Below are 24,722 nucleotides of genomic sequence, written 5' to 3' on the forward strand. Positions count from 1 at the left end.
TAGATGCTCTCGATGCTGCACATATCGTCTCACGTTACCATTCCCGATTCCGAAATAGACATTCATGCCGTCCGATCCCAGGGGGCCGGCGGGCAGAATGTCAACAAAGTCGCAACGGCCGCCCATCTCCAATTCGATATCCGCGCGTCCTCGTTGCCTCCGTTCTACAAAGAAGAGCTGCTTAAGCTGAAGGATCATCGGATTTCGGCCGACGGCATCATCACGATCAAGGCGCAACAGCATCGGACCCAGGAGCGGAATCGGGAAGACGCGCTGGAACGGCTGCGCAGCCTGATTCAAAGCGTGGCGATTCCCCGGAAAAAACGAAAACCCACGAAGCCGACCAAGATTTCAAAACAGCGGCGGCTGGAAAGTAAAGCGAAGCGAGGGCGCCTGAAAGCGCTCAGGCGAACGATTGAGTAGCCGTTGTCCGTATCTCGTAGAGTTTCATGCGCTTCACGCTTTACGAGATACGCTTCACGTTACTCCATCGAAGCCAGTGATCCCAAAATGTGATAACCCCCGTCCACATAAATCACCTCACCGGTGATGCCCCTGCCCAAGGGACTGACCAAGAATAACGCGGTGTCCCCTACCTCTCCCTGTTCGGTCGCCCGGCGCAGCGGCGCAAATTCTTTGTGGTGGTCCACCATCTTGCTGATGCCTGATACACCGCGGGCGGCGAGCGTCTTGATCGGTCCCGCGGAGATGGCATTCACCCGAATGTTTTTCGGGCCAAGGTCATGCGCCAGATAGCGCACGGAGGCTTCCAACGCCGCTTTGGCGACGCCCATGACGTTGTAATGCTGCACGACCCGTTCGGCGCCCAGGTACGTCAGCGTGACGATGGAGCCGCCGTCGGTCATGAGCGGCAGCGCGGCTTTCGTGACGGCGACGAGAGAATAGGCGCTCACATCCAGCGCGATCGCAAACCCCTGGCGGGTCGTATTGACGAATTGACCGGTGAGTTCCTCCCTTGGCGCGAAGGCGACGGAGTGAACGAGAAAGTCGAGCCGCCCGAATTCCTTCTGCGCATGCTGCATCAGCGCAGCGATCTCCGCATCGTTCCCCACGTCGCAAGGGAAGGCTTTGGCGCCCGGCATGGTGGCGACGAGTTCCTCGACGTTCTCCCGCAAGCGCTCATTCTGATAATTGAAGAGGAGCTGAGCCCCCTGGTTCGACACGGATTGCGCGATGGCCCAGGCGATGCTGTGTTTGTTCGCCACACCGATGACCAGGCCTTTTTTCCCGCTCAACAACATAGACGCTCCCCTGACATATGGACGAGTGACGGATAGCCCTTCCAGGGCGCGCTGAAGATAGCACGATTTGCGGGACGGTTCTAGAAGGTAGCCGTAGCCCGTTTCACTGGGTGGCGATGACCAAACGGTTATTCTCGACCCTGATGGATGCGATCTGCGGCGGCAATTGAAAGTGGTCGCGATTCTGCGGTGAGTCGAAGAGCTGATGGACGACCTGGTTCAGGGTCGCCGACGGAATGGGTAGTGTTCCCAGCTTCCCGCCGTCGGTTTCAGGCGCAGCATGCCGCCCTGCGTTTCGAGCTCTCCGTCCAGTTGCAGGGGAAATATCTCTCCCATACAAGGTAAAGAGCGCGTAGGCCCGGAGCTGATGGCCGGTGAGCGCGACCCGGAGGTCTTTGAGCGCCGATTGCACCTCGTGAATCGTAGCCTCGTGGCCGGGCGGTACTGAGATTCCCGCTTGCTGCGCTTGATGGGCTACGGCGACGGCGAGATTGTCCCGCATCCACTGATTCAGCTCCGCTTCGTTGAGCGTCACCGTCCGGGGCAGGCCGCCCTCCATCGCCAGCTGTAACTGAGCCATCTTCTCCGCCACGCGCTCCGCCGCCTGTGGATCGGTCTGTATCGGGAGCGGCGGGGCCTGGCGAAGAATCAGCGTCAGCACCGTCGTTGTGCCGAGAAGCGAGATCCATGGAAGCCAGGCCAAGAGACGGGCGATCATGCCCGAGGCAGGCGCATCCACTCGCCGCACATCTCTTTCGGAGCGGGACCGTTCTGCGGCCGGAGACGGCGGTTTATATTTGGAAAAGACGATCCCGCATCGTCGGCAGTCGAGGTCCCCGATCTGTTCCCACCCGCATTTCGGGCAAGCGAGGGTGGGATTGCGCTGTAGTGCAGCGGGGAGCAGATGAAAAGAAATACGTAAATAGCCGCCGGCTAACGCGGCGAACACCGCGCCGCGGCCCGGCGGAGATCCCGAAAGGCGGTCAGCATCCGAGCATGGGAGTAATGGGCGTTGCGCCCACTGGGATTGGGGAGGAGGAACACCGGCACGCCGGCCAGGCGGGCACGGGTTCTGCCTAGTTCCCCGTAATCTTCATCTGGGAAAATGATGTGAAAGATGGTCACGCCCAGCAACGCTACGAGGCGGGGTTGATAGCGCCGAATTTTTCGGAGGAGACTCCTGAGGCCTCGGCGATATTCAGCCGGCTCCAGCGTGTCAATGCCGGCACTGCAGCGGGCGATGATATTCGTGAGACCCAGGCGCCATTCAGGCAGCCGCCAATCGTCCCGATACATGAGCGGTTCGGTGACCAGTCCGGACTCGTACAAGAGTTTCCAAAATCGGTTGGAATGGCCCGCAAAATGATGACCGGTAAGGGCCGAACGCAGCCCCGGGTTGATGCCGACGAAGAGAATCCGCATGCCCGGTTTCATGTGATCCGGGAGACGGCCAAACGTGGTGCGGCGCCGCTTCATAGGCTTGAGGCAGTTTAGTGGGGGTTTCACCATTCCGCCACAGAAAAGCGCGGGAGGAGTGAATTCCATACATAAGGCAAGTTCGATCTAAGTGATGGAAAGATAAACGATTTGAAATGGCATGTCGGTCGGCACCAAGCTTGCTCACTCTCGAGGCCAACGCCGAATGGTCGGCGTGAATCCCCAACCTTAAAGGAGGTGACTTCGTATGAAGCGCATGCTTATGGCAATCATGGCGGTGGCAGTGGCGATTTCCTTCAGCGCGCCTTCTTTCGCGGATGAAAAGAAGAAGGACGAGAAGAAGTCCGGCGGAAAGCTCATCGAGCAGGTCTACGGTGAGGAGAAGAAGGACAAGAAGGACGAGAAGAAGGGCGGCCATGCCGACACCTTCGGCGAGAAGAAGGACGAGAAGAAGAAGGACGAGAAGGGCAAGTAACTTCCGTCCATTGGCGAGGCTTAGCTGGCTTGAGAGGTTCCCCGCGTCCTGCGGGGGACCTCTTGGGCGGTTCCCCTACCGAGCGATTCCCCGAAGATAGGCCGCCTGCACACCGACGATCGTCTTGGCGTCTCGAATCGTTCCCTCCGCTATCTTCCTGACCGCTTCGGCCAACGGCATTTCGACCACCTCCAGGACCTCATCCCGATCCAGTTGTTGTCGTCCCTTCGTCAAGCCGGTGGCTTGATAAATATGGATGACTTCGTCGGCGAAGCCCGGCGCCGTGAAGATGCTGGTGAGCAGGACGAAGGACGCGGCTCGATAGCCCACTTCTTCCTCCAGTTCTCGGGACGCACAGTGGAGCGGGTCCTCGCCGGGATTCAGCTTGCCGGCCGGGATTTCATAGATGAAGCCACCGGCCGCATGGCGGAACTGGCGGATCAACACGACCGTACCGTCGTCCTTCACCGGGACCACCGCCGCCGCGCCGGGATGGCGGATCGTTTCCAGATCCACCGTCACGCCGTTGGGCAGCTGTACGGTCTCGATGTTCAGCGTCACGACGCGGCCGTTGTAGATATTTCTGATCATGAAGAGCCGACGACTAACGGCTTATAGCCGATAGCACAAACAACAAAAAGATTCCGATGGTGTTCGTGCTCTCAGCCATCAGCTATACGCTCGTGGGTTTTTTATAGAACGGTGTCTTGACGACCTGGGCCGGAAGGGTTTTGCCGCGGATGTCGATTCTGAGGACGGTGCCTGGTTGAGCATAGGGGGATGGGACATAGCCCAGCCCGATCCCTTTTTGGAGGAGCGGCGAGAGGTTGCCGCTGGTGATTTCTCCGATCGGTTCGGCTTGGTTCCGGTCAAGAATCTTATATCCGTGGCGCGGGACGGCCTTTTCGAGCAACTCCACTCCGACGAAACGCCGCGGGACCCCGCGCTCGTTCTGTTCTTGAAGAGCGGCCCGTCCGATGAACTCCCCTTTGGAAAAATCCACCGTCCACTCCACGCCCGCTTCCAGCGGAGTCGTCTCTTCGCCGATATCGTTACCGTAGAGCAAATAGCCCATCTCCAGTCGCAGCAAGTCTCTGGCTCCCAGCCCGGCCGGCTTCAGCCCTGAGGTGCGACCTTGCTCCATGAGGCGTTCCCACAAGGAGGCCGCCTGATCGGCCGCGACATAAAGCTCGAAACCCAATTCGCCGGTGTAGCCTGTTCTGGCGATCAACACGGGGATCGAGGCCACCTTCGCATCGCAGGACCGATGCAGCTTGAGGCTCGCGGCTTCGGAAGCTCCGAGCGAGGCGAGAATCTCACGCGACCGGGGACCCTGTAGCGCGAGTTGCGCGAGGGCGTCCGATTGATCTTCGAGGACGACCGTGCCGCCCCCCGAGCGCTGCTCGAGCAGCCAGGCCACGATCTTCCCGCGGTTGGAGGCGTTGACGCAGAGCAGATAGTCGTCGGCGGTGCGGCGGTAGACGAAGATATCGTCCTTGATGCCGCCGCGTTCGTTGCAGACCATGGAATACTGGGCTTGGCCGACGGCGAGCTTGCCGATATCGTTGGTCGTGGTGCGTTGGAGAAACGCCGCTGCGCCGGATCCCGCGACCAGCACGCGCCCCATGTGGCTGACATCGAAGAGGCCGGCCTGGGAACGGACGGCATGGTATTCGTCGACCACGCCGCTGTACTGGATGGGCATTTCCCATCCGGCAAACTCGACCAGCTTGGCGCCGGCTGTCCGATGCTGTCTGATCAGCGGCGTCTGCAGCATGCGCTACCGCAGGCCGAGCAGTTCGACGTCAAAAATCAACGTGGCGTGGGGAGGAATCACCCCGCCTGCTCCTCGTGCGCCGTAGCCCAGCTCCGCCGGAACGGTGAGCTTCCGCTTGCCGCCGACTTTCATTCCCTGCACGCCTTCATCCCATCCCTTGATGACGCGCCCGGCTCCCAGGGGAAATGAGAAGGGCTGGCCTCGGTCGACGGAGCTGTCGAATTGTTGGCCGTTGGTCAGCCAGCCGGTGTAGTGCACGGTGGCGGTTTTGCCCGCGACGGCCGCTTCTCCGGTGCCGATCACCTGGTCGACATACTTCAACCCCGACGCGGTCGTGATTTCCTGTGCGCTCTTGTCCGCTTCTGCCACATTCCCTCCCCATCCCGCCGCCGGTATGCCGATCAGCGTGATCGTGATCATGAGTCGGCCTATACAACGTGTCATGGCTACTCCCTGGTGCAACGCTTGAGACCGCGAGCCCGCCTAGTGGTGAATCGTGCCGGTCGGCCGCTCCGCGAAAATGGCCAAACTGGCCGTATACCCGTGGAGAAAATTCCGTCCGCCGACCGGGCCGATTTCACCCTGGGCAAAAAAACCGGCCAGCGGAATCGTGCCCAACCGCTCCGCGGCCGTCTCCGAGTCGTGGTGCAACCGCCCGAACAACCCCTGGCCGCGCCCGCAGCAACTGAACATCAGGGCCCCGAGCGGCGGATTACGATGATGGGCGCGGTCCGCGGCGAGGAGGAGATTCAGGTCTTCGCTGGCGGACTGCGCGTCGCGCAAATGGAACTGTACCGTCTGCCCTTCCTGCACGATATCGCCGATGGCGACCGCTCCGGTCGCCTGGTCGGCCCCGACCAGGTTACGCACGAGGAAATCTCCCCGCTCAAAGTGATTTCGCTGCTCGTCGATGACGATGCCGATGTGGAGCGCGCGATGCGCCCGGCGCCGGTCCTCGCTTCCCAACGACTCGTAGACGGCTTGCAGGCGTTGGAGGGCGGGCGCGCCGCTCAATTCGTGAATGAGGTTGTGCTCGGCTTTGGTCACCACATAGCGCTCACCGATGGGGCGGCAGCCCTGGGAGATGATCGGACGAACGTCCAACGGACCGGACAGACGCGCGCCGACCAAGCCGTCCTCGAAAACCTCTTCCTGGAGGATCAGGCGATTTTCTCCGGCATCCTGTCCGCCTCCGGCCAAGCCCCCGACAGCCGGGGTTCCCGGATAGCGGTGATTGAGCATCGTGAGGACTTCCTGCATCGGCGTCGTGAAAGGATCGGCCAGCAGAAGAAAGGAGGCATCCGGTACATCGGGATCCGGCCATCCGGCTAAATCGAATCGATCCTGCGCCGGCGAAAAGGTCAGCCGCACCGGCTCGACCGTGACAGCCGGGAGACAGGCTGTCCAGAGCGCCACCGCCGGGGCGGTTTCCAACTCCTCCGGACCGGCGATCACTCCCTCTCCGCTGCATCCGATCATCAGGCGCGGGCGAAGTCGTTCGACGAGGATCTCCGACAGTAAGGAGACCTGCCCGCGGTGATGGGAGGAAAAAAACAAGCAGGCCAGATCAGACGGTGAGGCGTTGAGCTTCGCTTGAATGTCGTCGGCGAGGTCCCGCGCGGCCGCTTCGGTGTCGGTTTTCCGTGAAAGGGAGGCGGCAAAGTGAAAACCGGTCGTCGGCCGGGATGAGGTGGAAGAAAGGCTAGGCATGAGCGCGACCCGACAGCTTAGACGCCTGGGTCCATCCGCTCCGAGCGGGCCTGGGCGAGCTTTTTGTAATACCGCCACATATAGGAATAATAGTCGTCCAGTTGCGCGAGGAGATAGTGCAGCTCCGTGGGATCTTCAGTTTCCAAGGCTCGAACCATGCGGGTCTTAAGAAAATCGGCAAAGGCATCGGTTTTTTCCACCGCCGTCAGCAGACGCAGTCCGCCGCCGATCTGGTATTCGTTCATCGCTGGTCCCCACCTCTCCGACCCCACGGCAGAATAACGAGCCGCGAGAGCAAAATGCAAGTCGCGGACATCCGTCAACGGCCGCGGCCCACCAGCGTCTTGAGGCGATCGAGATCAATGGCCTCAACCCGGTGGCCGTCCCGCCCGACGACGGTCGTCGCCATGGTGAGGGCATTCAGGATGGCTTCTTCCGTGGCCTCGACCGTCGCGGTGAACAAGGGATTCAGATAGGTGTCGGCCAGATGGGTCAGGCTATACGTCGGTTCTTTTGGATAGTGCGGGATCACGTTGGCCGTGGAGAAAGCCAGGATGAAATCCCCGCTGCCATGCCTGCCGGTGGAGCCGGTGCGCGCAAGCCCCAGCGCCGCGCGCTTCGTGAGCCGGGTGAGCTGGCGGCCATCGAGCGGAGCGTCGGTGGCGATCACGATGATAATGGAGCCTTCGCTCAGGCCCGGGTGGACGGGTTGCGCCAGCGGTGGGGGGACCTCATACAACCGGCCGACCGGCACGCCGGTGACGAGCAGTTCCGACCGGCGGCCGTGATTCGCATTCACGAGCACGCCGACGGTATACCCGCCCTCGCCGCTCGGGAGACTCCGTGACGCGGTGCCGATGCCCCCCTTGAATCCGTACGACACCATGCCGGTTCCCGCACCCACCGCGCCTTCCGGCACCGGACCTCCGGCGGCGTTGTCCAAGGCCGCCATCACATCCTGCTCGGACACGTGGCGGCCTTGAATGTCGTTCAATCGCCCGTCGTCGCATTCCGCCACCACCGGTGTGAGCGTATCGTCCGAGATGCCGATTTCAGGATACTTCCGGATCATCCAGCTGATGACTCCATTGGCCACGCGCGGCACGTTGAGCGTATTGGTGAGCGCCACCGGATACTCTAGAAATCCTGATTCGGCGATCCATGACACGCCGGTCATTTCCCCGGTGCCGTTCAAGACGAAGGCGCCTGCCGCCACTTTGTTGTGCCACACGTCGCCGCGGGGAATGACGACGGTGACGCCGGTTCTGACCGGCCCCTCGCCCGGCTTGAGCGGCCCTTCGCCGCGGATGAGCGTCGTATGTCCGACTGTGACGCCCGCTACATCAGTAATGGCGTTCAGCGGGCCCGGGTCGTACTGTCCCACCGTGATGCCGAGTTCCCGCACGCGGTGGCGCCCCTCACCTGATTCCGCAGCGGCGGCCGTGACGCCCGCGAGGAGCGCGAGAAGGCAGAAAGCCGGCAGCGCCGCGTGCAGCGGCGGGCCGCTGCGAAACGATCCGAAGCCGTCACACGTCATGGGTACTGCCTCGGTGAGGAATACGGACGTCGAGCGCGGGATGCTCGGCCTGGATGGCTGCGCCCAATGAAAGGGCCTGCTTTTCTTCTCCATGCACGAGGAACACGATACCGGGCAAGGGGTCGATAGCCCGGATATAGGCGAGCAGATCGTGGCGGTCGGCGTGGGCCGAGAGCCCGTTGAATTTCACCACCTGAGCGCGGCGCGGCGTCGGCACGCCGAAAATCGGCACGACGTCCCAGCCCTCGACGAGTTTTCGGCCCAACGTATGCTCGGCCTGGAATCCCACAAATACAATGACGTTGGCCTCGTCCTGAATGGCATGTTTCAAATGGTGCAGGATCCGGCCCCCTTCGCACATGCCGGACGACGAGATGATGACACAGGGGCCTCTCATCGCGTTCAGCCGTTTGCTGTCCTCGACGGTGGAGACGAAGTGAATATACCGCGAGGCGAAGGGATCGCCGTCCGCCGAAAACGTCTTAGAGGTCTCTTCGTCGTAGCACTCGGGGTGTTGCCGGAACACGGCGGTCGCCCGCGCCGCCAGCGGCGAGTCGATATAGATGGGGATCGGCTCGATGCGGCTTTCTGTGACGAGCTCCTTGATCCGCATGACCAGTTCTTGGGTCCGCCCGACGGCGAAGGCCGGCACGATGATCTTGCTCTTGTGGGCTCTGGCATGGGAGATGAGCGCTTCGGCCTTCTTTTTCATCTCTTCGGCGGCCTGCTCGTGCAGCCGGTCGCCGTAGGTCGATTCGAGGATCAGGATGTCGCAGGGCGGCGGCGGATCCGGGTCGCGCAGGATCGGCATGTTGGCACGGCCCAAGTCTCCGCTGAACAGGACCGTCGTGGTGTTCCCGCGCGCGGTGTATTTGACGCGGATGGCGGCGGATCCCAGGATGTGTCCGGCGTCATGGAACGACGCCGTGACGCGGGGCTCAAGTTTCAGCGCATCGCGATAGCGGGCGCCCGCGAACCGCCGGGTGATCGCCTCGACGTCGTCCGAATCGAAAAACGGACGGACGCATTGCATGCCGCGCCGCCGTTCCTTCTTGTTGACGTAGGCGCAGTCGCTCTCCTGAATGCGAGCCGCGTCCTGTAACATGATGGCGGCCAGGTCGGCCGAAGCTCGCGTCATATGCACCTTGCCGGAGAAGCCGTGTTTGGCCAACACGGGGAGCGCTCCCGAATGGTCGATGTGCGCATGCGACAGCAAGACGGCCGACAGGGATTTCGGCTCGAATCCCAGCTCGCGATTCTGCCGGGCCGCTTCCTCTCGCCGTCCCTGGAACATGCCGCAGTCCAATAATAAGCGGGACGTGGGCGTCTCGATGAGATGGCGGCTTCCCGTCACCGACCGGGCCGCGCCGTAGAACGAGAGCTTCATGCTGGCCTCGGGCGATGGTGTTCGAGGATGAGGTCCCAGGCCTCTTGCGCGGTTTCGGCAAAATGGAATAGGCGCAAGTCCTGCGTGCTGATGAAGCCGTCGTCGACGAGCATGTGCCAGTTGATCGCCCGTTCCCAAAACGCCCGCCCGATGAGAATCACGGAGAGCCCGACGGCCTTGCCGGTTTGAAGCAGCGTGAGCGTCTCGAACAGCTCATCCATCGTGCCGAAGCCGCCGGGAAACGCGACGAGCGCTTTGGCGCGGATGAGGAAGTGCATCTTGCGCAGGGCAAAATACCTGAACTGGAAGCACAACTCCGGCGTAATGTAGGCGTTCGGCCGTTGCTCGTGCGGCAAGGTGATGTTCAAGCCGATGGATTTGCCTCTCGCATCCGCCGCCCCCCGATTTGCCGCCTCCATGATGCCGGGTCCACCGCCGGTGACGATCACGTAGTCGCACCGTCCGTCGGTTTGACAGGTGGCGGAGACCAGCCGTCCGAATTCGCGGGCGATGTCGTAATAGGCGGACAGCTCAAGCTGCCGGCGGGCCGCGGCCGCCGAGCGGGCGAGCTCCGCATCGCCAGGAGCCCGAGCCGCGGCGTCTTCGGCGAGCCGGAGCGTTTCCCGCGCGGTGGCTGGTTCTTGCAGCCGGGCGCTGCCGAAGACGACGATGGTCGACTGGATTCCCTGCTCTTTTTGAATCAACTCCGGTTTCAGCAGCTCAAGCCCGAGGCGGAAGGGACGGAGTTCTTCGCGTTGGAGAAAGTCGAGATCGCGATCGGCGGGAATGTAAGAAGGAGCGGCAAGAATGGCGTCAAGGAAGCCGGAATCCCGAGCAGGCGGATCGGACATGGGACGGCATTATAGCCAGACGGACAGAGGGCGGCAATCCGATCCCTCGTTCAGCGGGCTGACTCGCGGAACGGCCAGAAACGGAACTCGGAGGAATTGGCGTGCCAGGCAAAGGCATGCTCGCGGACGACCCACTGAGCGTCGCACGTCACTTGGAAAATATCCGTGCCGAACCCGCCGCCTCCGAGCACGAGATCCGGCGCGAGGAACGGGATCACGAAGCGCAATCCCCACCCATAATCGGCACGGAAATACTTGCCGTCGGAAAAGTGATAGCGTGCGATGACGGACTCTCCGACGGACTGCACCTCGTCCGGAGCGCCGAGGCGGCCGACGACTTCCGTGAGGTGGGTCGTTCCGTCGGTAATGAACGCGATCTCCTGTTCCGAGATGTGGTCATTCAACGTCAGCCGCTGCCACGCCAGCGGACCGCGCAGGCAGCCGGCCAAGCTCCCGGCGAGCATGAACGCGAGGACGCTGCGGAGGACCACGGCCAACATGGCTAGGGCCAGTCGAAGGGCCAGAATTGGAACTCGAGCGGCGGCTTCTTTCTTCCGACGAGGACTTCTTCGACGATGCCGGCCTTGTCATAGATCACAAAGACATCTTCGCTCTTGATGTTGGTCCTGGAAAAAAAGAGCACAAAGCCCGATTTCACGTCGAATCGATAGTAATGGTGGATTTCATGATCGTTCGCCTCGACAATCTTGTCCGGGGCGCCCAGGACCGCAGCCACGTCCGCCCGCGTGCTGACGCCTTTCTTGATCGCCGTCACGTCTCCTTGGTTCACCTCTTCTCCATAAGTGCCGCGGACGAAGGCACAGCCCTGTGTGAGCACGAGCAGAACGAGCAAGCCGATCAGTGTCTTGGCCCCCGACATAACGCTCCTCGGTTAGGCTTCATCGGGACGGTCCTGCAAGACCGGCCGACGGGGATATAAAAAGTCCTGCTCAAAGACGACGTAGGGCGACGGAGTCAGCCCGACCCGCCGGTAGGCGGTCTGCGCGATGCGATTGGTTTCGTCCACATAGAGCCGGATTCCGCAGACCGCGGGATCAGCCTGGGTTCGGGCCAAGATGGCGCCGTGCAGGCGGCGAAAGACCCCCTGCCGACGCCAGGCCGGATCCACGTAGACGCTTTGAATCCACCAGAAGACACCGTCGCGCCAATCGCTCCATTCATAGGTCACCATCAATTGGCCGACAATGCGCCCTTCGGTTGTCGCCTCGGCGACCTGGAAGAACCCATACCTCGGGGAATCGAGAAATGTCACAGTTCCACGCCGGAGGCGCTCGCGGTCGAGGTGTCGGCCCTCGGTTTCCATCGCCATGGCGGCGCTGAAGGAGACGATCGTGTCGACGTCTTCCATGCGAGCGGGTCTGACGAGAAGGGGCGATACGGGTTCCACGGTGTTCGTCAACGCGGGGACTGTAACCAGCCCCGCTGAGGCTTGAAGAGACCGGCGGAAAATTCCATTTTCATCGCGTCCTCCGGCAAAAGATTCAGCCGATGCACGTGGTCCTCCGGAACAAAAGCCAGGTAGCCGGTGAACGGATGAATGGCCGTCGGGACGAACACCATCAGCAGTCGGCCCAGTGTGCCGATTTGGAGAGCGGCGGGAGCTGTGCCCATGACGAAGCCCAGCGCCCAGAGTCCATCTCGGGGGAACGGAAAGGCCACAACGGTGCTTCGGCCGAACCGGGACCGGAAGTGAAAGAGATCCGTCATGCCCTTGAGGGTCAAATAGATGCTTTGGACCAGAGGAATTCGTTCCAGGCGTCGTTCAAGGCGCTCCAGCACATGTTGGTCCAACACATGGGTGGAGAGAGCGCCCGCGAAAAGCAAGAGGAGCACCAGCAGGAGCACACCGAGTCCGGGCACCGGGTATGGTATATAAGCTCCGACCAGGCTGTCTAACGCCCGAAAGAGGGCGAGCAGAATGAAAAGAGTCGCCCAGGCAGGCACGATGAGCAACAGGCCCGTGAGGAAAATTTTCCACGCCGTGGTGAGCATAGGCTGGATCACGGTGAAACCCGACAGTCCGGCCCTAGTGTAACAGAATCGCCACGCGGAAGGGACAACGGATCCTCTTGTCCTTGGTGGGGCGCTGCTCTATGCTACAACCATCTCGTGAAGAGAGGGGGCATCCATGAGCATCGACAAAGATCTTCTGGCCATCTTGTGTTGTCCGGAAACCAAGCAGCCGGTCAGTCTGGCGGACCCGGTCTTGGTCAACAAAATCAATGAGGCGGTGAGTCGCGGCAAACTGCAGAACAAAGGGAAGAAGAGCGTGGCGGAGCCTCTCGATGGAGGACTGGTCCGCGCGGATCAGAAAATTCTGTATCCCATCAGGGAAAACATTCCGGTCATGCTCATCGACGAAGGGATTCCGCTTGAACAAGTCAATTAGCGGGTTCAGGGCACGGCCGCGGGTTCCGTATCCGCCATGCCGACCGGCGGTTTTGCTAGGAGCCCGGCGTCGTAATGGAAGCTTGCGGGCCTTCGGTCTTGGATCCCGTGGATGTCCCGCATTGCATGCAGAGATACTCGTAGAGATTGCCGGTGGGCAGAACCAATAACAGCCGCTCCCTTGTCGGCGTTGCGACGCGGCAACGGGGACAGTACAGCAACGACGCCTTGAGTGACTCGAACTGATCCTGCTGGTCCGCCGAAGGGCTCAACCTGGTCGACCGACGCCCCACGCCGGGCGGCCATGGAGGCGGTGGTTTTCGAGGAGGTTGCATGGCGCTATTCTAGGCAGAGCCCTCCCGATGGTCAACGGTGCGGAACAAACCCTCAATAGCGGCGAGGCTGAGAATCAGAGGAGCTGTTGTTCTTTAGGAGGTGCCAGAGCCATCGTGCCAGTTGGACCATCACATAGACGGCCAATCCGCTGAGCAAACCGTACAACCCAGCCCTGCTCCACGGCCACAGATCGGGAGCGTGAAGGACGAAGGCCAGCGCAATATGCCCGCCTATTCCCAAGCATAGCGCGAAAATGACCCACTCTCGGATCAACGCCATACAAGACAAGATCCTGCGGGGGACGTCGGGAAGACCGGAACGCAAACGGGAGGACTATACCGATGTCTTTGCAGACTCGATCTCTGTCGCCGTGATGAGGCTGGACAGGTAATCGGCGACAAAGTTCAACGCTTCTTCTCGGCCATCCGCTCGACGACCCTTCTCACGCCTCTGCACCGAAAGCTCATGGTCCAGGTCCGATTTCACTTCTCCCAACACACGCTGTAGGGAAGAAGGCGTGAGATTCGCGTCCATTTCTTCGAGCTCTTGACAACGGTCAAGGACCCAGTTGAGGCCCTCGATGCGTCCGGCATAGTGCTCTTGCTCGGCGGTATCGATGCGCGCCATCGCGGTCGCGAAAGTTTGGGCTTCATACACCAAGTTGTAAAAACTGGTCACGGCTCGCTGTAGGGATGGATTCATTGAGGCTCCCTTCTCTCGTAAGTGAACCAGTGAATTATACATGAGATTGAGGGCGTCACAAGGGTTTTTTTACACCCTTTTTACGCCTTATGTGAAGAGAAGGGAATGGAACTCGTTCATGAACCCATAATACAGGGGAGCGAAGTCTTTGAGGCTTTCCGGGCTGGTCTCTTTGAGTCGTTTAAAGAAGAAGACTTGCGCACGGGGGTCCAGCTGCTCGAGCAACTGGCTGAGTTGAGCCATCGTATAACTACCTGTCGGTACACTGAGGACGTAATGAACGAGACGTTCGACGAATTGCTGAGCAATATATTCGCTGGTCAGGTAGCCGTCCGGCAGCTTGCCCGAAGCCAGGAATTCGTTGAAAGGTATAGCCTGCGCCGCAAATGGGAGCGCCTGCTGATGAGAGGTCACGCCAGAGCCCTCGGTAAACCAAGCGATTGGTGCGATCACTCTACTGGGTCCCCTATGGGCCGTCAAGTGCGCAGATGGAGCACGTGTGTCTGAGGCTAAAGGCGAACGGCCGCTGGGTATGACGCGCGCCTTTTGTACTGTCTTCCCCGTTCTTGTCAGCCGGTAGACCTACTTGAAACTGATCACGCTTCTTTGGCTGGAGGTTATTGCCGAAGCAGAAAGGGCGAGGCCCCTTTCGGAACCTCGCCCTTCCATGAAGCGATCCCTAGCTGAAGCTTACAGCCAGGTTACGCGCTCGGCCGGCCGAATGTAGATCGGCTCTTCGACCTGGATGCGCGCCACTTCCTTGCCCGACTTGTTGAAGCCCAGCACGGTGTCGTTGTACATCTCGAACCGCTTCCCGTGGATCTGGGTTTCGAACACCTTCGGGCCCGGAATCACATCGTACCGGAAGATGATCTGCTGGCTCGCTCGCCAGAGCTGGAGGACGGCCAACAGTTCCCGACTCGGTACCAGGTACTTCTCGATGGCGTTGTCCACGCCCGGGCCGAACATCTGCCGCGCATACCCGCGCGGGCTGTGCCGCGGCGGAATGTAGTAGCCGTTGGGCTCCGTCCCCCACTGCGGGTATAGCGGGAGCGCCACCTGCTCCACGCGGATCGCGTAGTACAGGGGATGCCACCGGTCTTCGGCCCACAGGCCGTCCTCCCCGATGCGCACCAGGCTCTGCATGCGGATCTTCCCCACGCAGGCCGCCATACAGCGCGTCTCCATCGGCTCGCCGCCCGTCAACGGATCTTTGCCTTCGATCCGCGGATAGCACGCGATGCACTTCTCGCTCACGCGCGTCGTGCCCCGGTACATCGGCTTCTTGAACGGGCACTGCTCCACGCACTTCTTGTACCCCCGGCAGCGGTTCTGGTCGATCAACACAATGCCGTCTTCCGGCCGCTTGTAGATCGCCTTCCGCGGGCAGGCCGCGAGGCAGCCCGGGTACGTACAGTGGTTACAGATCCGCTGGAGGTAGAAGAAGAACGTTTCATGCTCCGGCAGCGAGCTGCCCGTCATCTTCCACGGCTCGTCCCGCGAGAACCCGGTCTTGTCGATGCCTTCGACCAAGGCCCGCATCGAGGTCGCCGTATCCTCATAAATATTGACGAACCGCCACTCCTGGTCGGTCGGGATGTAGCCGATCGCCGCCTGGCCCACTTTGGCCCCGGCGTCGAAAATGGTCATCCCTTCGAACACCCCGTAGGGCGCATGGTGTTTGCGGCCCACCCGCACGTTCCACACCTGCCCGCCCGGGTTCACTTGCTCGATCAGCTGCGTGATCTTCACGTCGTAGAACTGGGGATACCCGCCGTAGGGCTTGGTCTCCACGTTGTTCCACCACATGTACTCCTGCCCTTTGGAAAAGAGCCAGGTGGACTTGTCGGCCATGCTGCAGGTCTGGCACGCCAAGCACCGGTTGATGTTGAACACGAAGGCAAACTGCCACTTCGGATGCCGCTCCTCGTAGGGATACAGCATCTTCCGTCCCAGTTGCCAGTTATAGACTTCTGGCATTGTGACTCCTCCTTCTCATAATCAAATGGTTAACGGGCTTACACCTTGATCTTAATGTGCTCACCTTTGAGCCACTTGATCATGAACTCGTTCTCTTGGCCCGGGGTAAAGCCGGTCCGGACCGGTTCCCACGGCCCGCGCGCCCCGATGCCGCCGTCTTCCGCCTTGGTGATGCGGATCAGACATTCCTTCGGCACCGTGTTGATCGCGTGGTGGTCGACCTGATAGCCCCACTTGAACTTCCAGGCAATGGCATGTTTGCCCGGCAAGCTGTCGGTCTGGTGCATCGGCATCAACCAGTTCCGGGTAAAGGACTGCTGCGCCCCGTACCGGAAGTTGGATTGATAGCCGGTGTCGACCGCAATCGCTCTGCCGTCGGGTCGGGTCTCGTGGCCCTTCACCGACTTCGCCGTCGACACGTACGGGGCGTGCTTCGCCATCGTGACGTGGTACGGGTAGCTGGGGTTGTACTTGGCCCGGATCATCAACCGCGCGACCTTGTAGTACGGGTCCGAGGGCTTCCAGCCGCGATAGGGCCGGTCCACCGGGTTGCCGTCCACATAGACGTAGTCGCCGTCGTTGATGCCGCGGTCTTTGGCCGCCTGCGGGTTGATGTGCAACTGGTGCTCGCCCACGCCCGGCGTCCGCTTGTCCATCCGGTACGGATCGCCGAAGTTGCTCTCGTAGATCTGCACCCAGTCGTTCACCGACCACTGGCTGTGCACCCGGTGCCGGGTCTTCGGGGTCACGCAGTAGAACTGGTACCCCTTCTCCCACAACGGATTGCTGTGCCGCTTGATCTCGTGCCACGACAACTTGATGTTGCGGACCGTCTTGTCGTCGTGGTGTTGCGCCGTGATGGGAATGCCGTAGTCATCCGGCCGACAGTACGGGTTCGTCGTAAAGATGGCGTTCGGCAGGTACGGCGTGGCCTCCGGGCCTTCCCGGTGGCTGATGAAGTTCTCGCCGTACTCGATAGCTTCCGGCTCGATGCGATAGTTCTCGTACCGGCCGCTGCGGGTCCACATGGGCTTCGACTCGTTGGTCTCTTCCCAGAACGGATGCCGCGGATACGTCCGGACCATCACCATCCAGCCCTTTTCCGACTTCAGCATCGTATCGGCGCTGTAGCCGTAGAAGGTGCTGGAGGCGTCGAGCATGCGCTGCGCATAGACGTCCACGCGATTCAGATAGACCATCGCGAAGTAGTCCTTCATGCGCTTGTCGCCCGTCATTTCACTGAGCTTCGCCGCCGTGCCCGCAAAGGTGTCGAGGTCGTTGCGGGTGTCGTACAGCGGCCGGATGCCGCCCTTCCAGATCTGCACCCAGGGATTGGACACCGTCACCGTCATTTCCGGATAGGTGAACTCCATCCAGGAGTTGCAGGCAAAGGCGATATCGTTGTGGTTCACGTCCGAGGTCATCTCGATGTCCTGCGTGATCAGGGTCTCGATGTTCGGATCGACGTTGCGCACCATGTCATAGTGGTGCTTCGCATTGTTGAGCACGTTCACGTTGGTCACCCAACGCAGTTTGCTGGGCGTCGGCATGTGGGTCTTGCCGGTGAAGACCTTCCGCCCATATTTCGGGGTATTCACAATGAGGGCGGTATCCCCGTGGTTCCAATAGCCGACCTCTTCACCGTAGTAGTACGACTTGGTCTTGATCTCCTTGCCGTGCGCGTTCGGATCCGTGGTGATGTTGAAGGGATCCTCACCCGTGTGCACGGCCAGACCCGCGCCGGACCACGGCGTGGCCGTCCAGGTGCCGGCCTTGTAGTTGCCGGCCCAGGTGTGCTGCCCGGTGCCGAACTTCCCGACGTTGCCGGTGATGATGAGCACCATCGCGGCGCCGCGGGCATTGATGGTCTGATGGAAATAGTGGCAGGTGCCTTCACCGTTGTGGATCGCGGCGGGCTTGATGGTGCCCGAATCCCGCGCCCACCGGACGATCAGGTCCTTCGGTGTCCGGCAGATCTGATGCACGGTGTCCAGGTCGTAGTCCTGGAAGTGCACCAGGTACATCTGCCAGACCGGCATCGCGTCGATTTCGCGGCCGTTGAGCAGCTTGACACGGTAGGTCCCGGTCAACGCGGCATCGATGCCGCTGTTCACGTAATGCCAGCCCACCTGTTCACGATGGAGCGGCACGGCCTGCTTCTTGTTGAGATCCCAGACCATCATGCCGCCCAAGCGCTCGATCTGCTCCGGCTTCAAGGACTGAATCCGGCCCGAGTAGCTCTTGGAGAAGTCCGGGAACTTGTAGTCCGCCACCACGTCGCGCGGATCGAGGTATTGCAACGTATCCGTGCGAACGAGGATCGGGGCGTCGGTGAAGCTCTTCAGGAAGTCGATGTCGTGCATGTTCTCATCGACGATGATCTTCATGGCCCCCAGGAACAAGGAGCCGTCCGACTCCGGCCGTAAGGGCATCCAGTAGTCGGCGCGATAAGCGGTCGGATTGTATTCGGGCGTGATGACGACCACGCGGGCGCCGCGCTCGATACATTCCAACTTCCAGTGCGCTTCCGGCATCTTGTTCTCGACGAAGTTCTTGCCCCAGCTGGTGTTCAGCTTGGAGAAGCGCATGTCGGAGAGGTCGATGTCGGAGCCTTGCGCCCCCGACCACCAGGGATGGGCCGGGTTCTGGTCGCCGTGCCAGGTGTAGTTCGACCAGTAGCGGCCGCCCTGCGCCTGATCCGGGCTCACCTTGCGGATCCAGGTGTCGAGCAACGCATTGATCCCGCCGTTCATGCGGGTGTTGCCCATCTTGCCCAGGATGCCGAGGACCGGCATGCCGGCGCGGTGCTTGAAGCAGCGCGTGCCCGCGCCCTTCATCATCTCGATCATTTCCGGCGCATAGCCCTGCTCGCGCAGCCGCCGCGCGCCCGCTTCACCGCTGTAGCGGGTGGCCACGATGATCATCGCCTTGGCGGCATAGGTGAAGGCCGTGTCCCAGGACACGCGCAGCATGTCGTCCAGGAAGCGGCTGTCGAATTTGTACTTGCGCTTGGTTTCGGGCGTCAGCTCGGGGGAGCCGTCGTCCATCCATTGCTTCCAGCCCTTGCGCATCAATGGGCCCTTCAACCGATACGGGCCGTACACGCGGCGGTGGAACGTGAACCCCTTCAAACACATGCGCGGGTTGTGGGCAAAGGTCCCGCGGTTCCCGTAGAGGTCTTCGTAGGTCTGGTGGTCGTAGTTCTGTTCGACCCGCATCACGACGCCGTTCCGGACGAAGGCCCGGATGCGGCAGGCGTGTGTGTCGTTGGGGGAGCAGCACCAGGTAAAGGATGAATCATACCGGTATTGATCGTGATAGACGCGCTCCCACGACCGGTCCGGATAATCGCCCAGCGGGTTCCCGACTTCGATGACCGGCTGCAACGCGGTCAACGCCAGGACCTTGTCCGCCACGGCCACGGCCGCGACGGTCCCCGCGGAGACTTTCAAGAATTGCCGACGTGACAAAAACATTGTGGACACCTCCTAAGTTGAGGGCTGCCGTCAGCCCACGCTTCCTGACTCAAACTCCTGAAATTTTTCCCACCCCCTTCCGTCCTCAAGCTGCCAACCAGACCGAATAAAAAGGGTTGATTTACGGATCGCGGATGAGGCGAATCTTTCAGTTCTGGTGGGCATAACGGTCTATTATGGTTCGCAATAACCAAACCATAGGGCCGGATGGTCTTCTGAAACAGGAGAGCAGTATAAACGTAAGACAAATAAAGAGAATATTCTTACATGGAGAAAGGAAGCCAGAGAGGAGAGAGCCTGCTCTTGAGTAGTTCTGGTACCAGAATTACAATATCCTCAAATGAGAACACACAAAAATACTAACGAAATCAAAACTTTGTGATGAACTGAAGGGGAAATATCTGACGTTACTGCAGAGTAACGGTTTCTGGAGCTGTAACCTAACACTGTGAGGATTCAGAGCCGTATCGTTGCTTGACAGCGCAGCTGTGTGTCAGTAGAATCCGCCCCTCTTCAACACGCCATGATCGAGCGGGAATAGCTCAGTGGTAGAGCATCGCCTTGCCAAGGCGAGGGTCGCGGGTTCAAATCCCGTTTCCCGCTCCAAACCGCACTTCGTGCGATCCGGATGCCGTTCATCATCCCTTGCCGGGGATGCCCGGAGGACAGAGGTCAGGGTGCCGGACCCGATCCGCCGTTCGGGATTTGTAGCCTGATCGAGACTGCATGCCCGTCCGCCGTCATCGCCGCCTCGATTTTGTCACCGGTCTTCAGCTTGCCGGCGACTCCTTCGATCTTGGTCTCAGCGTTCACATGCAAGCGCACTTCGCGGCCGCTCATTTCTTTGACGACCAACTCCTCGCCTTCCCAGTACAGCACGTCGCCTTTGACTACGGCGCTGGGCTTCGCGCCCTCCTGCGACTGGGCGAGGGCCCCGGTCGGCACCAGTGCGAACAAGAGCAGAATGAACCACGCCATACCGTCCTCCTTCCGCACAGCCTATGAAAAGTCCGTAAGCCCTGTCAATGAAGAGAACCGGTATGGGCGTGTTGGCTGGACGTAGCCGAAGCACTATATTCGTTCGGTAGCCGACAGGACGGCGCTCACCGCGGTGGTGGCATGAATGAAACCCTGTCGTTTTCTTCCATCCTTAGAGCGGCGGACACGTTGCGCGGGGTCGCGCATGTGACGCCGGTTGTGACCAGCGGACAACTCGATCGGCTGGCGGGCGCGCATGTATTCATGAAATGCGAGAACCTTCAGCGGACCGGCGCGTTCAAGTTTCGCGGCGCCTACTATGCCCTCTCACGTGTGAAGTCCGGCGGGACTGCCCGGACTGTGGTGACGCTCTCGTCCGGCAATCATGGTCAGGGTGTCGCTTTGGCTGCCCGCCTTTTTGATCTGACAGCCCATGTGGTGATGCCGGCGCCGCGCTCGGCGGTGAAGTGTGAAGCCGTGGTCGGCTATGGCGGCATCGTATGGCCCACCGACGATCGGCAGTCGGCCGAACGCAAGGTGGCGGATCTCCAGGCCGAGGAGCGGGCCGCTTCTATCCATGCGTTCAACAACCTGGATGTCATGGCGGGACAAGGGACGGTCATGCTGGAGCTGCTCGACCAGGTCGAGTCGGTCGATGTGCTGTTGGCGCCGGTCGGTGGGGGCGGGCTGCTGTCCGGGCTCTGCGTCGCAGGACATCAACTTCGTCCCGCGCTGAAGATCTTTGCGTGTGAACCGGAAGGAGCGGCGGATGCCGGGGAGTCGATCAAGCTGGGTCGGATCGCTCCGATGCCGAACCCCCGGACTATCGCCGACGGATTGCGAACGAGCTTGGGGAGCAGAACCTTGCCGATCCTCCGCGAGCATCTCGCCGGCATGTTTCTCGTCAGCGAACAGGAGATCGTCGGAGCGATGCGCTTTGCGTTCGAGCGGATAAAAATAGTGATCGAACCATCAGCCGCCGTCGCGCTGGCTCCGATCCTGCGCGCGGAACCGCGGCTCGCCGGCCGACGGATCGGCGTGGTCCTCACGGGGGGGAATGTCGACTTGACGGGCTTGTGGAGTTCCCTGACGACGACGTAGAGGAGCGGTGTTCTACGCCCGCTCCAAGGCGAGTAATTCCCGAAGCGAATGCTGCGCTTGGAGTAGGTCTTCTTCCGACAACGCAGCCGGGCCGAATCGTCCGCGGCAGTACAGGTCCGTGAGGATCGCCGCGGGGGCGCCGGCCTGGGTCCATTCCTGCCGGATCAGGGCAAGAAACTCGAGCGGCCCGCTCGCGTCGGGTTTGGCGAAGCCGTTTCGCGCGAAGTGATGAAGCATGGCCTTGTAAAGCCGGGTGATCGGTTGTTCTTCTCTGCGTACGGCGGTCGATCCCAACCCTCTCCATGGGCGCTTCCAAGCCAGCCAGATCATAGCCCCCAATCCCAGAAGAACCAGGCCGAGAAACTTGCCCATGAGTCGGACGTTGCCTTCGCCGGCATAGGCCACAAGACTGCCAATTTTGTTCGCCAGCGGATTCAGAAGCGATGCAAAGGAATCCCAGACGCGGGTGCGCACCGTCTCTCCGCCGGCTTTCAACTCCCGCACGACGGCGAGTTGGTCGGCCGCGCTGTATTGGACGAAAAAGCGATTCCACCGCAGCCGGAAGCTGTCCACGATCCGGCTGAACGCCTGCCAGCCGGGCACCGAGACGGCTTCTGTCACGCTGGGCGTGGGGTCCATCGTGATCCAACCGGAATGGGGCAGGTGGACTTCCACCCAGGCATGGGCATCCTGTTGGCGCACCACATAGTAGTTCCCATACTCGTTCCATTCGGTCGCCAGAAACCCGGTCACGAGGCGAGCGGGAATGCCGATCGCGCGGAGCATCAAGACCATGGCCGTCGCATAGTGCTCACAGTAGCCGGTCTTCCGCGTGAAAAGAAATTCATCGATCGGCCGGGCCTGGTCGGAGAGCGGGACATCGAGGCTATAGCGGAAATTCGTGGAGAGATATTGTTCGATCGCGAGGGCTTTTTCGTAGCGGCCGGATTTGTCCTGCGTGACGGCCACCGCGAGCGCAGCGAGACGTTCGGACTGCCCAGGAATCTGCAAGAAGTGCCGGATGAAGGATTCAGGATAGGCGACGGATTGGGGTTGCAGATCGGCCGGAAGAAGCGGATTGATCCGGGACAGGACGGAGTACTCAATGCGCGACGAGGCCGGGAACGGCAGCGACAAGGCTCCCGCCGCATCGGCATGGACGGTTAAGAAGCGGCCGGAGACACTTTCCGCAAACGGGGCCGCGAAGAGCACCGCCGTGTCCAACGGCTCCAGCAGAATGTTCTGCCGGACGGCGGCGGACTTGGCGGGCGGGCGTGACGGGTTCGGGCGGACCGAGAAGGTCATCGGCGCCGTCTCCGCCAGGGAGCGCCGATGGGTCAGTTGATTCGTCCAGGAAGTCCCGTCGTACCGGTCGTAGGCGGCTCCGCGAAGATACAATCGTCCCACGTCACGAGCGGATCGTTCGGAGAGCTCCACCCGCATGACGATGCTGGGGTCACGTTTGATGGGACCGATGGCGCCCAAGTCGACCGTGTCCGAGAATCCGGACGTGCGAATGCTGTCGCCATAGCCCTTCTGAAACAATCCCGCGCTCACCCGGGGAATCGCAAAGAAAATCACGAGGGTCAGGCAAAGGGCGGCGGCCGCCAGCCCGTTCGCCAGCCAGAACAACTGCGGAGTGACGTGGCTGTGGGGTGGTGGCTGATGCTCGGACTGGCCGGGTGTGTCGTCCGACTTCTTCGACAACTGGAACAGCAGCAGCGTCCAGACGCCGGTCAAGAGATAGGCGAGGAAAATGGGGAGATACCAGAGATCCGTCGTCAAGGCGGCGGAGGCGACGATGGCCATCAGGCTGATGGCGTACAGATGCAGATAATCGCGGCGCGTCTGTAAATTGCACAGCTTGATCACCATGAGGACCAAGAGGAAGTGAATGCCCGCCGGGAGGAATTCAGCGGAGATCCACAGCGCATCCATCCAGAACCCGGCGAAGCCGAGAATGAGCAGGATGTTCCAGGTCGTCGTCGACAAGACGATGAGATTGGCCAGACGCTCCATGGCCTGTACCCGTAAAGCGCGCACCAGCACCAGAATGAGAACGGAGCCGGTCAGCAGCACCAGCCACTCCGGCAGGCTGGCTCCCAGCGCCAGGCCGATGAAAGAGGCCGACGCCAAGAGAATGGACGTAAGCCGCAGCGCGTGATCAAACGACATGCGAGACTCCGACGACATGAGCCGCATCAAGAACCGTCACGCCCTGCCCGGCCGGTGGATCGGCTCCATCCCACGACCGTACGAAAATCGTCATAGCTTCTCCGGCCTGGCCGGTATCGAACGAGGCCTCCGCCGATGGGGCGGCGCTTCCGGGCGGGCGCCGTTCGCAGAGCGCGACCGTACGCAACAGCTGGATCATGTGAGGCTCGCCTTGCCCGAAGGAGGACGCGGCGTCGCCGGCGACCAGCCGGAGATGATACCCGCGCTCGGCCAGATGGACCATCAAGGACGCGGTGAACGCCACCGCTGCTTCGAATTGGGCCTCGTGCGTCGCGGGTGCCGTGGTCGGGAGATGAATCGTGGCGCGGCGTTGGTCCTCCGCTTCGGTCTCGCGCACGATCAGTTTGGACGTCTTGGCCGTCGTCACCCAATGGATGTTGCGCGAGTCGTCTCCCGAGTGATAGAGGCGCAGATTGTACAGATCGCTGCCATGCCCTCGCCGATAGGCATGCTGCTCGCGCCCGGCTGAGACGAGGCCTTGCACGAGCGACTCATCCAGGGGGGTGATCTTGGGACAGGCGACCGTGGCGCCCTGGATCGGATAAAAGGCTTTCTTTACGAAGAGGCCGAAAGGAAAGGACGTTACGACACGGATGCCGTCCAACTGCAAGAAGCCGCGCTTGCGGGCTGTCAGCGGATAGGACAAGAGCCCGCTTCCGCCGGGAAGCAGCTGGCGAATCGCCAACCCGCGGTCGATATCCTGCCCGTCGATCACGTCGAAGAGCTGAAGCGAAAAGCTGGGCAGCCGGCCGTTCCCGTTTTTAATGACCAGCGAGACCGTGGCCGGTTCCTCGACGAACAGCACATCGGGGAGATGTCGGTGGAACTCCAACCGGCGCAGGCAGTGTTCCGCCACGATACCCGACAATAAAATGAGGCTGAGCATCATGGACAGGAGCAGGTAGAAGAGATTGTTGCCGGTATTGATCGCCGCCACACCGACTGCGAGCGTGAACAGCAGGAATTGCACGCCCTCCGATGTAAAGCGCGTGGACCGATGTCGCGTGAGCCGGTGAACGATCGTGCGAAGGCGAGACAGCATGCGTCACCAGACGTTGGGGCGGAGAGC

The 24,722-nt window shown here is 61.1% G+C and carries 27 protein-coding genes and 1 tRNA gene; 5 read left to right on the forward strand and 23 right to left on the reverse strand.

Annotation, left to right across the window (positions count from 1 at the left end):
- Positions 1-12: 12 nt before the first annotated feature.
- A complete protein-coding gene (gene arfB / locus NITMOv2_RS01020) occupies positions 13-423 on the forward strand; it encodes an alternative ribosome rescue aminoacyl-tRNA hydrolase ArfB (RefSeq protein ID WP_053381943.1) in 411 nt (136 codons plus the stop codon).
- A gap of 59 nt (positions 424-482) precedes the next feature.
- Here arfB and NITMOv2_RS01025 read toward each other — a convergent pair whose 3' ends face one another.
- From NITMOv2_RS01025 to NITMOv2_RS01035, 3 genes are all read right to left on the reverse strand, one after another.
- The gene (locus NITMOv2_RS01025) at positions 483-1,262 is read right to left on the reverse strand and encodes an enoyl-ACP reductase FabI (protein WP_053378123.1); all 780 of its coding nucleotides are present in this window, start codon (positions 1,260-1,262) and stop codon (positions 483-485) included.
- Between the two features lie 103 nt (positions 1,263-1,365).
- Positions 1,366-2,001, reverse strand: coding sequence for a hypothetical protein (locus NITMOv2_RS01030; protein WP_145976126.1), 636 nt, complete (start codon positions 1,999-2,001; stop codon positions 1,366-1,368).
- Between the two features lie 194 nt (positions 2,002-2,195).
- Positions 2,196-2,696 carry a mismatch-specific DNA-glycosylase gene (locus tag NITMOv2_RS01035; protein ID WP_238590430.1) on the reverse strand — a complete coding sequence of 167 codons (501 nt, stop codon included), beginning with the start codon at positions 2,694-2,696 and terminating at the stop codon, positions 2,196-2,198.
- Positions 2,697-2,946: 250 nt separating this feature from the next.
- On the opposite strand from NITMOv2_RS01035, the gene NITMOv2_RS01040 reads away from it, so the two are divergent.
- Positions 2,947-3,174, forward strand: coding sequence for a hypothetical protein (locus NITMOv2_RS01040; RefSeq protein WP_053378126.1), 228 nt, complete (start codon positions 2,947-2,949; stop codon positions 3,172-3,174).
- A gap of 75 nt (positions 3,175-3,249) precedes the next feature.
- Here the strand turns inward: NITMOv2_RS01040 and NITMOv2_RS01045 are convergent, their stop codons facing one another.
- The 12 genes from NITMOv2_RS01045 to NITMOv2_RS01100 form a co-directional block, all read right to left on the reverse strand.
- The gene (locus NITMOv2_RS01045) at positions 3,250-3,765 is read right to left on the reverse strand and encodes an NUDIX domain-containing protein (RefSeq protein WP_053378127.1); all 516 of its coding nucleotides are present in this window, start codon (positions 3,763-3,765) and stop codon (positions 3,250-3,252) included.
- Between the two features lie 82 nt (positions 3,766-3,847).
- Positions 3,848-4,951: a glycine cleavage system aminomethyltransferase GcvT gene (gene gcvT, locus NITMOv2_RS01050; protein WP_053378128.1), complete on the reverse strand. Its 1,104-nt coding sequence runs from the start codon at positions 4,949-4,951 to the stop codon at positions 3,848-3,850.
- 3 nt (positions 4,952-4,954) lie between these two features.
- Positions 4,955-5,290 carry an FKBP-type peptidyl-prolyl cis-trans isomerase gene (locus NITMOv2_RS01055; protein WP_053381944.1) on the reverse strand — a complete coding sequence of 112 codons (336 nt, stop codon included), beginning with the start codon at positions 5,288-5,290 and terminating at the stop codon, positions 4,955-4,957.
- Between the two features lie 144 nt (positions 5,291-5,434).
- Positions 5,435-6,661 (reverse strand): FIST signal transduction protein, encoded by a 1,227-nt coding sequence (locus NITMOv2_RS01060; protein WP_053378129.1) that lies wholly within the window; start codon positions 6,659-6,661, stop codon positions 5,435-5,437.
- A 17-nt stretch (positions 6,662-6,678) separates the two neighbouring features.
- Positions 6,679-6,906: a hypothetical protein gene (locus NITMOv2_RS01065; protein ID WP_053378130.1), complete on the reverse strand. Its 228-nt coding sequence runs from the start codon at positions 6,904-6,906 to the stop codon at positions 6,679-6,681.
- Positions 6,907-6,980: 74 nt separating this feature from the next.
- Positions 6,981-8,198: a DmpA family aminopeptidase gene (locus NITMOv2_RS01070; protein ID WP_083447651.1), complete on the reverse strand. Its 1,218-nt coding sequence runs from the start codon at positions 8,196-8,198 to the stop codon at positions 6,981-6,983.
- Positions 8,188-9,585 (reverse strand): MBL fold metallo-hydrolase RNA specificity domain-containing protein, encoded by a 1,398-nt coding sequence (locus NITMOv2_RS01075; protein ID WP_053378131.1) that lies wholly within the window; start codon positions 9,583-9,585, stop codon positions 8,188-8,190. The genes NITMOv2_RS01070 and NITMOv2_RS01075 overlap by 11 nt, the downstream gene beginning before the upstream one ends.
- Positions 9,582-10,436: an LOG family protein gene (locus NITMOv2_RS01080; RefSeq protein ID WP_053378132.1), complete on the reverse strand. Its 855-nt coding sequence runs from the start codon at positions 10,434-10,436 to the stop codon at positions 9,582-9,584. The genes NITMOv2_RS01075 and NITMOv2_RS01080 overlap by 4 nt, the downstream gene beginning before the upstream one ends.
- A 50-nt stretch (positions 10,437-10,486) precedes the next feature.
- Positions 10,487-10,936 carry a hypothetical protein gene (locus NITMOv2_RS01085; RefSeq protein WP_053378133.1) on the reverse strand — a complete coding sequence of 150 codons (450 nt, stop codon included), beginning with the start codon at positions 10,934-10,936 and terminating at the stop codon, positions 10,487-10,489.
- A 2-nt stretch (positions 10,937-10,938) separates the two neighbouring features.
- Positions 10,939-11,316: an outer membrane protein assembly factor BamE domain-containing protein gene (gene bamE / locus NITMOv2_RS01090; protein WP_053378134.1), complete on the reverse strand. Its 378-nt coding sequence runs from the start codon at positions 11,314-11,316 to the stop codon at positions 10,939-10,941.
- 12 nt (positions 11,317-11,328) lie between these two features.
- Complete coding sequence (locus NITMOv2_RS01095) at positions 11,329-11,805, reverse strand: GNAT family N-acetyltransferase (protein ID WP_053378135.1); 477 nt, start codon at positions 11,803-11,805, stop codon at positions 11,329-11,331.
- 47 nt (positions 11,806-11,852) lie between these two features.
- On the reverse strand, positions 11,853-12,449 hold the full coding sequence (locus NITMOv2_RS01100) for a DUF502 domain-containing protein (protein WP_053378136.1): 597 nt from the start codon (positions 12,447-12,449) through the stop codon (positions 11,853-11,855).
- 136 nt (positions 12,450-12,585) lie between these two features.
- On the opposite strand from NITMOv2_RS01100, the gene NITMOv2_RS01105 reads away from it, so the two are divergent.
- Positions 12,586-12,846 (forward strand): Trm112 family protein, encoded by a 261-nt coding sequence (locus NITMOv2_RS01105; protein ID WP_053378137.1) that lies wholly within the window; start codon positions 12,586-12,588, stop codon positions 12,844-12,846.
- Between the two features lie 55 nt (positions 12,847-12,901).
- Here the strand turns inward: NITMOv2_RS01105 and NITMOv2_RS23210 are convergent, their stop codons facing one another.
- The 5 genes from NITMOv2_RS23210 to NITMOv2_RS01130 form a co-directional block, all read right to left on the reverse strand.
- Positions 12,902-13,180: a hypothetical protein gene (locus NITMOv2_RS23210; RefSeq protein ID WP_202967297.1), complete on the reverse strand. Its 279-nt coding sequence runs from the start codon at positions 13,178-13,180 to the stop codon at positions 12,902-12,904.
- Between the two features lie 334 nt (positions 13,181-13,514).
- On the reverse strand, positions 13,515-13,883 hold the full coding sequence (locus tag NITMOv2_RS01115; protein ID WP_053378139.1) for a hypothetical protein: 369 nt from the start codon (positions 13,881-13,883) through the stop codon (positions 13,515-13,517).
- An 87-nt stretch (positions 13,884-13,970) separates the two neighbouring features.
- Positions 13,971-14,336: a hypothetical protein gene (locus NITMOv2_RS01120; protein WP_053378140.1), complete on the reverse strand. Its 366-nt coding sequence runs from the start codon at positions 14,334-14,336 to the stop codon at positions 13,971-13,973.
- Positions 14,337-14,573: 237 nt separating this feature from the next.
- Positions 14,574-15,863 carry a 4Fe-4S dicluster domain-containing protein gene (locus tag NITMOv2_RS01125; protein ID WP_053378141.1) on the reverse strand — a complete coding sequence of 430 codons (1,290 nt, stop codon included), beginning with the start codon at positions 15,861-15,863 and terminating at the stop codon, positions 14,574-14,576.
- A 38-nt stretch (positions 15,864-15,901) separates the two neighbouring features.
- Positions 15,902-19,339: a molybdopterin-dependent oxidoreductase gene (locus NITMOv2_RS01130; RefSeq protein ID WP_053378142.1), complete on the reverse strand. Its 3,438-nt coding sequence runs from the start codon at positions 19,337-19,339 to the stop codon at positions 15,902-15,904.
- Positions 19,340-19,870: 531 nt separating this feature from the next.
- On the opposite strand from NITMOv2_RS01130, the gene NITMOv2_RS01135 reads away from it, so the two are divergent.
- A tRNA-Gly gene (locus tag NITMOv2_RS01135) sits at positions 19,871-19,945 on the forward strand.
- 66 nt (positions 19,946-20,011) lie between these two features.
- Here the strand turns inward: NITMOv2_RS01135 and NITMOv2_RS01140 are convergent.
- On the reverse strand, positions 20,012-20,317 hold the full coding sequence (locus tag NITMOv2_RS01140; RefSeq protein WP_053378143.1) for a hypothetical protein: 306 nt from the start codon (positions 20,315-20,317) through the stop codon (positions 20,012-20,014).
- Positions 20,318-20,458: 141 nt separating this feature from the next.
- Here NITMOv2_RS01140 and NITMOv2_RS01145 point away from each other — a divergent pair, with 141 nt between their 5' ends.
- Positions 20,459-21,418, forward strand: coding sequence for a pyridoxal-phosphate dependent enzyme (locus tag NITMOv2_RS01145; protein ID WP_053378144.1), 960 nt, complete (start codon positions 20,459-20,461; stop codon positions 21,416-21,418).
- A 12-nt stretch (positions 21,419-21,430) separates the two neighbouring features.
- Here the strand turns inward: NITMOv2_RS01145 and NITMOv2_RS01150 are convergent, their stop codons facing one another.
- Together NITMOv2_RS01150 and NITMOv2_RS01155 are read right to left on the reverse strand one after the other, a co-directional pair.
- On the reverse strand, positions 21,431-23,593 hold the full coding sequence (locus tag NITMOv2_RS01150) for a transglutaminase TgpA family protein (protein ID WP_053378145.1): 2,163 nt from the start codon (positions 23,591-23,593) through the stop codon (positions 21,431-21,433).
- Positions 23,583-24,695 (reverse strand): DUF58 domain-containing protein, encoded by a 1,113-nt coding sequence (locus NITMOv2_RS01155; protein WP_053378146.1) that lies wholly within the window; start codon positions 24,693-24,695, stop codon positions 23,583-23,585. Before NITMOv2_RS01155 ends, NITMOv2_RS01150 begins: the two co-directional genes overlap by 11 nt.
- Between the last annotated feature and the right edge of the window lie 27 nt (positions 24,696-24,722).

This window comes from Nitrospira moscoviensis, from assembly GCF_001273775.1.
In the GTDB taxonomy this organism is placed as follows: domain Bacteria; phylum Nitrospirota; class Nitrospiria; order Nitrospirales; family Nitrospiraceae; genus Nitrospira_D; species Nitrospira_D moscoviensis.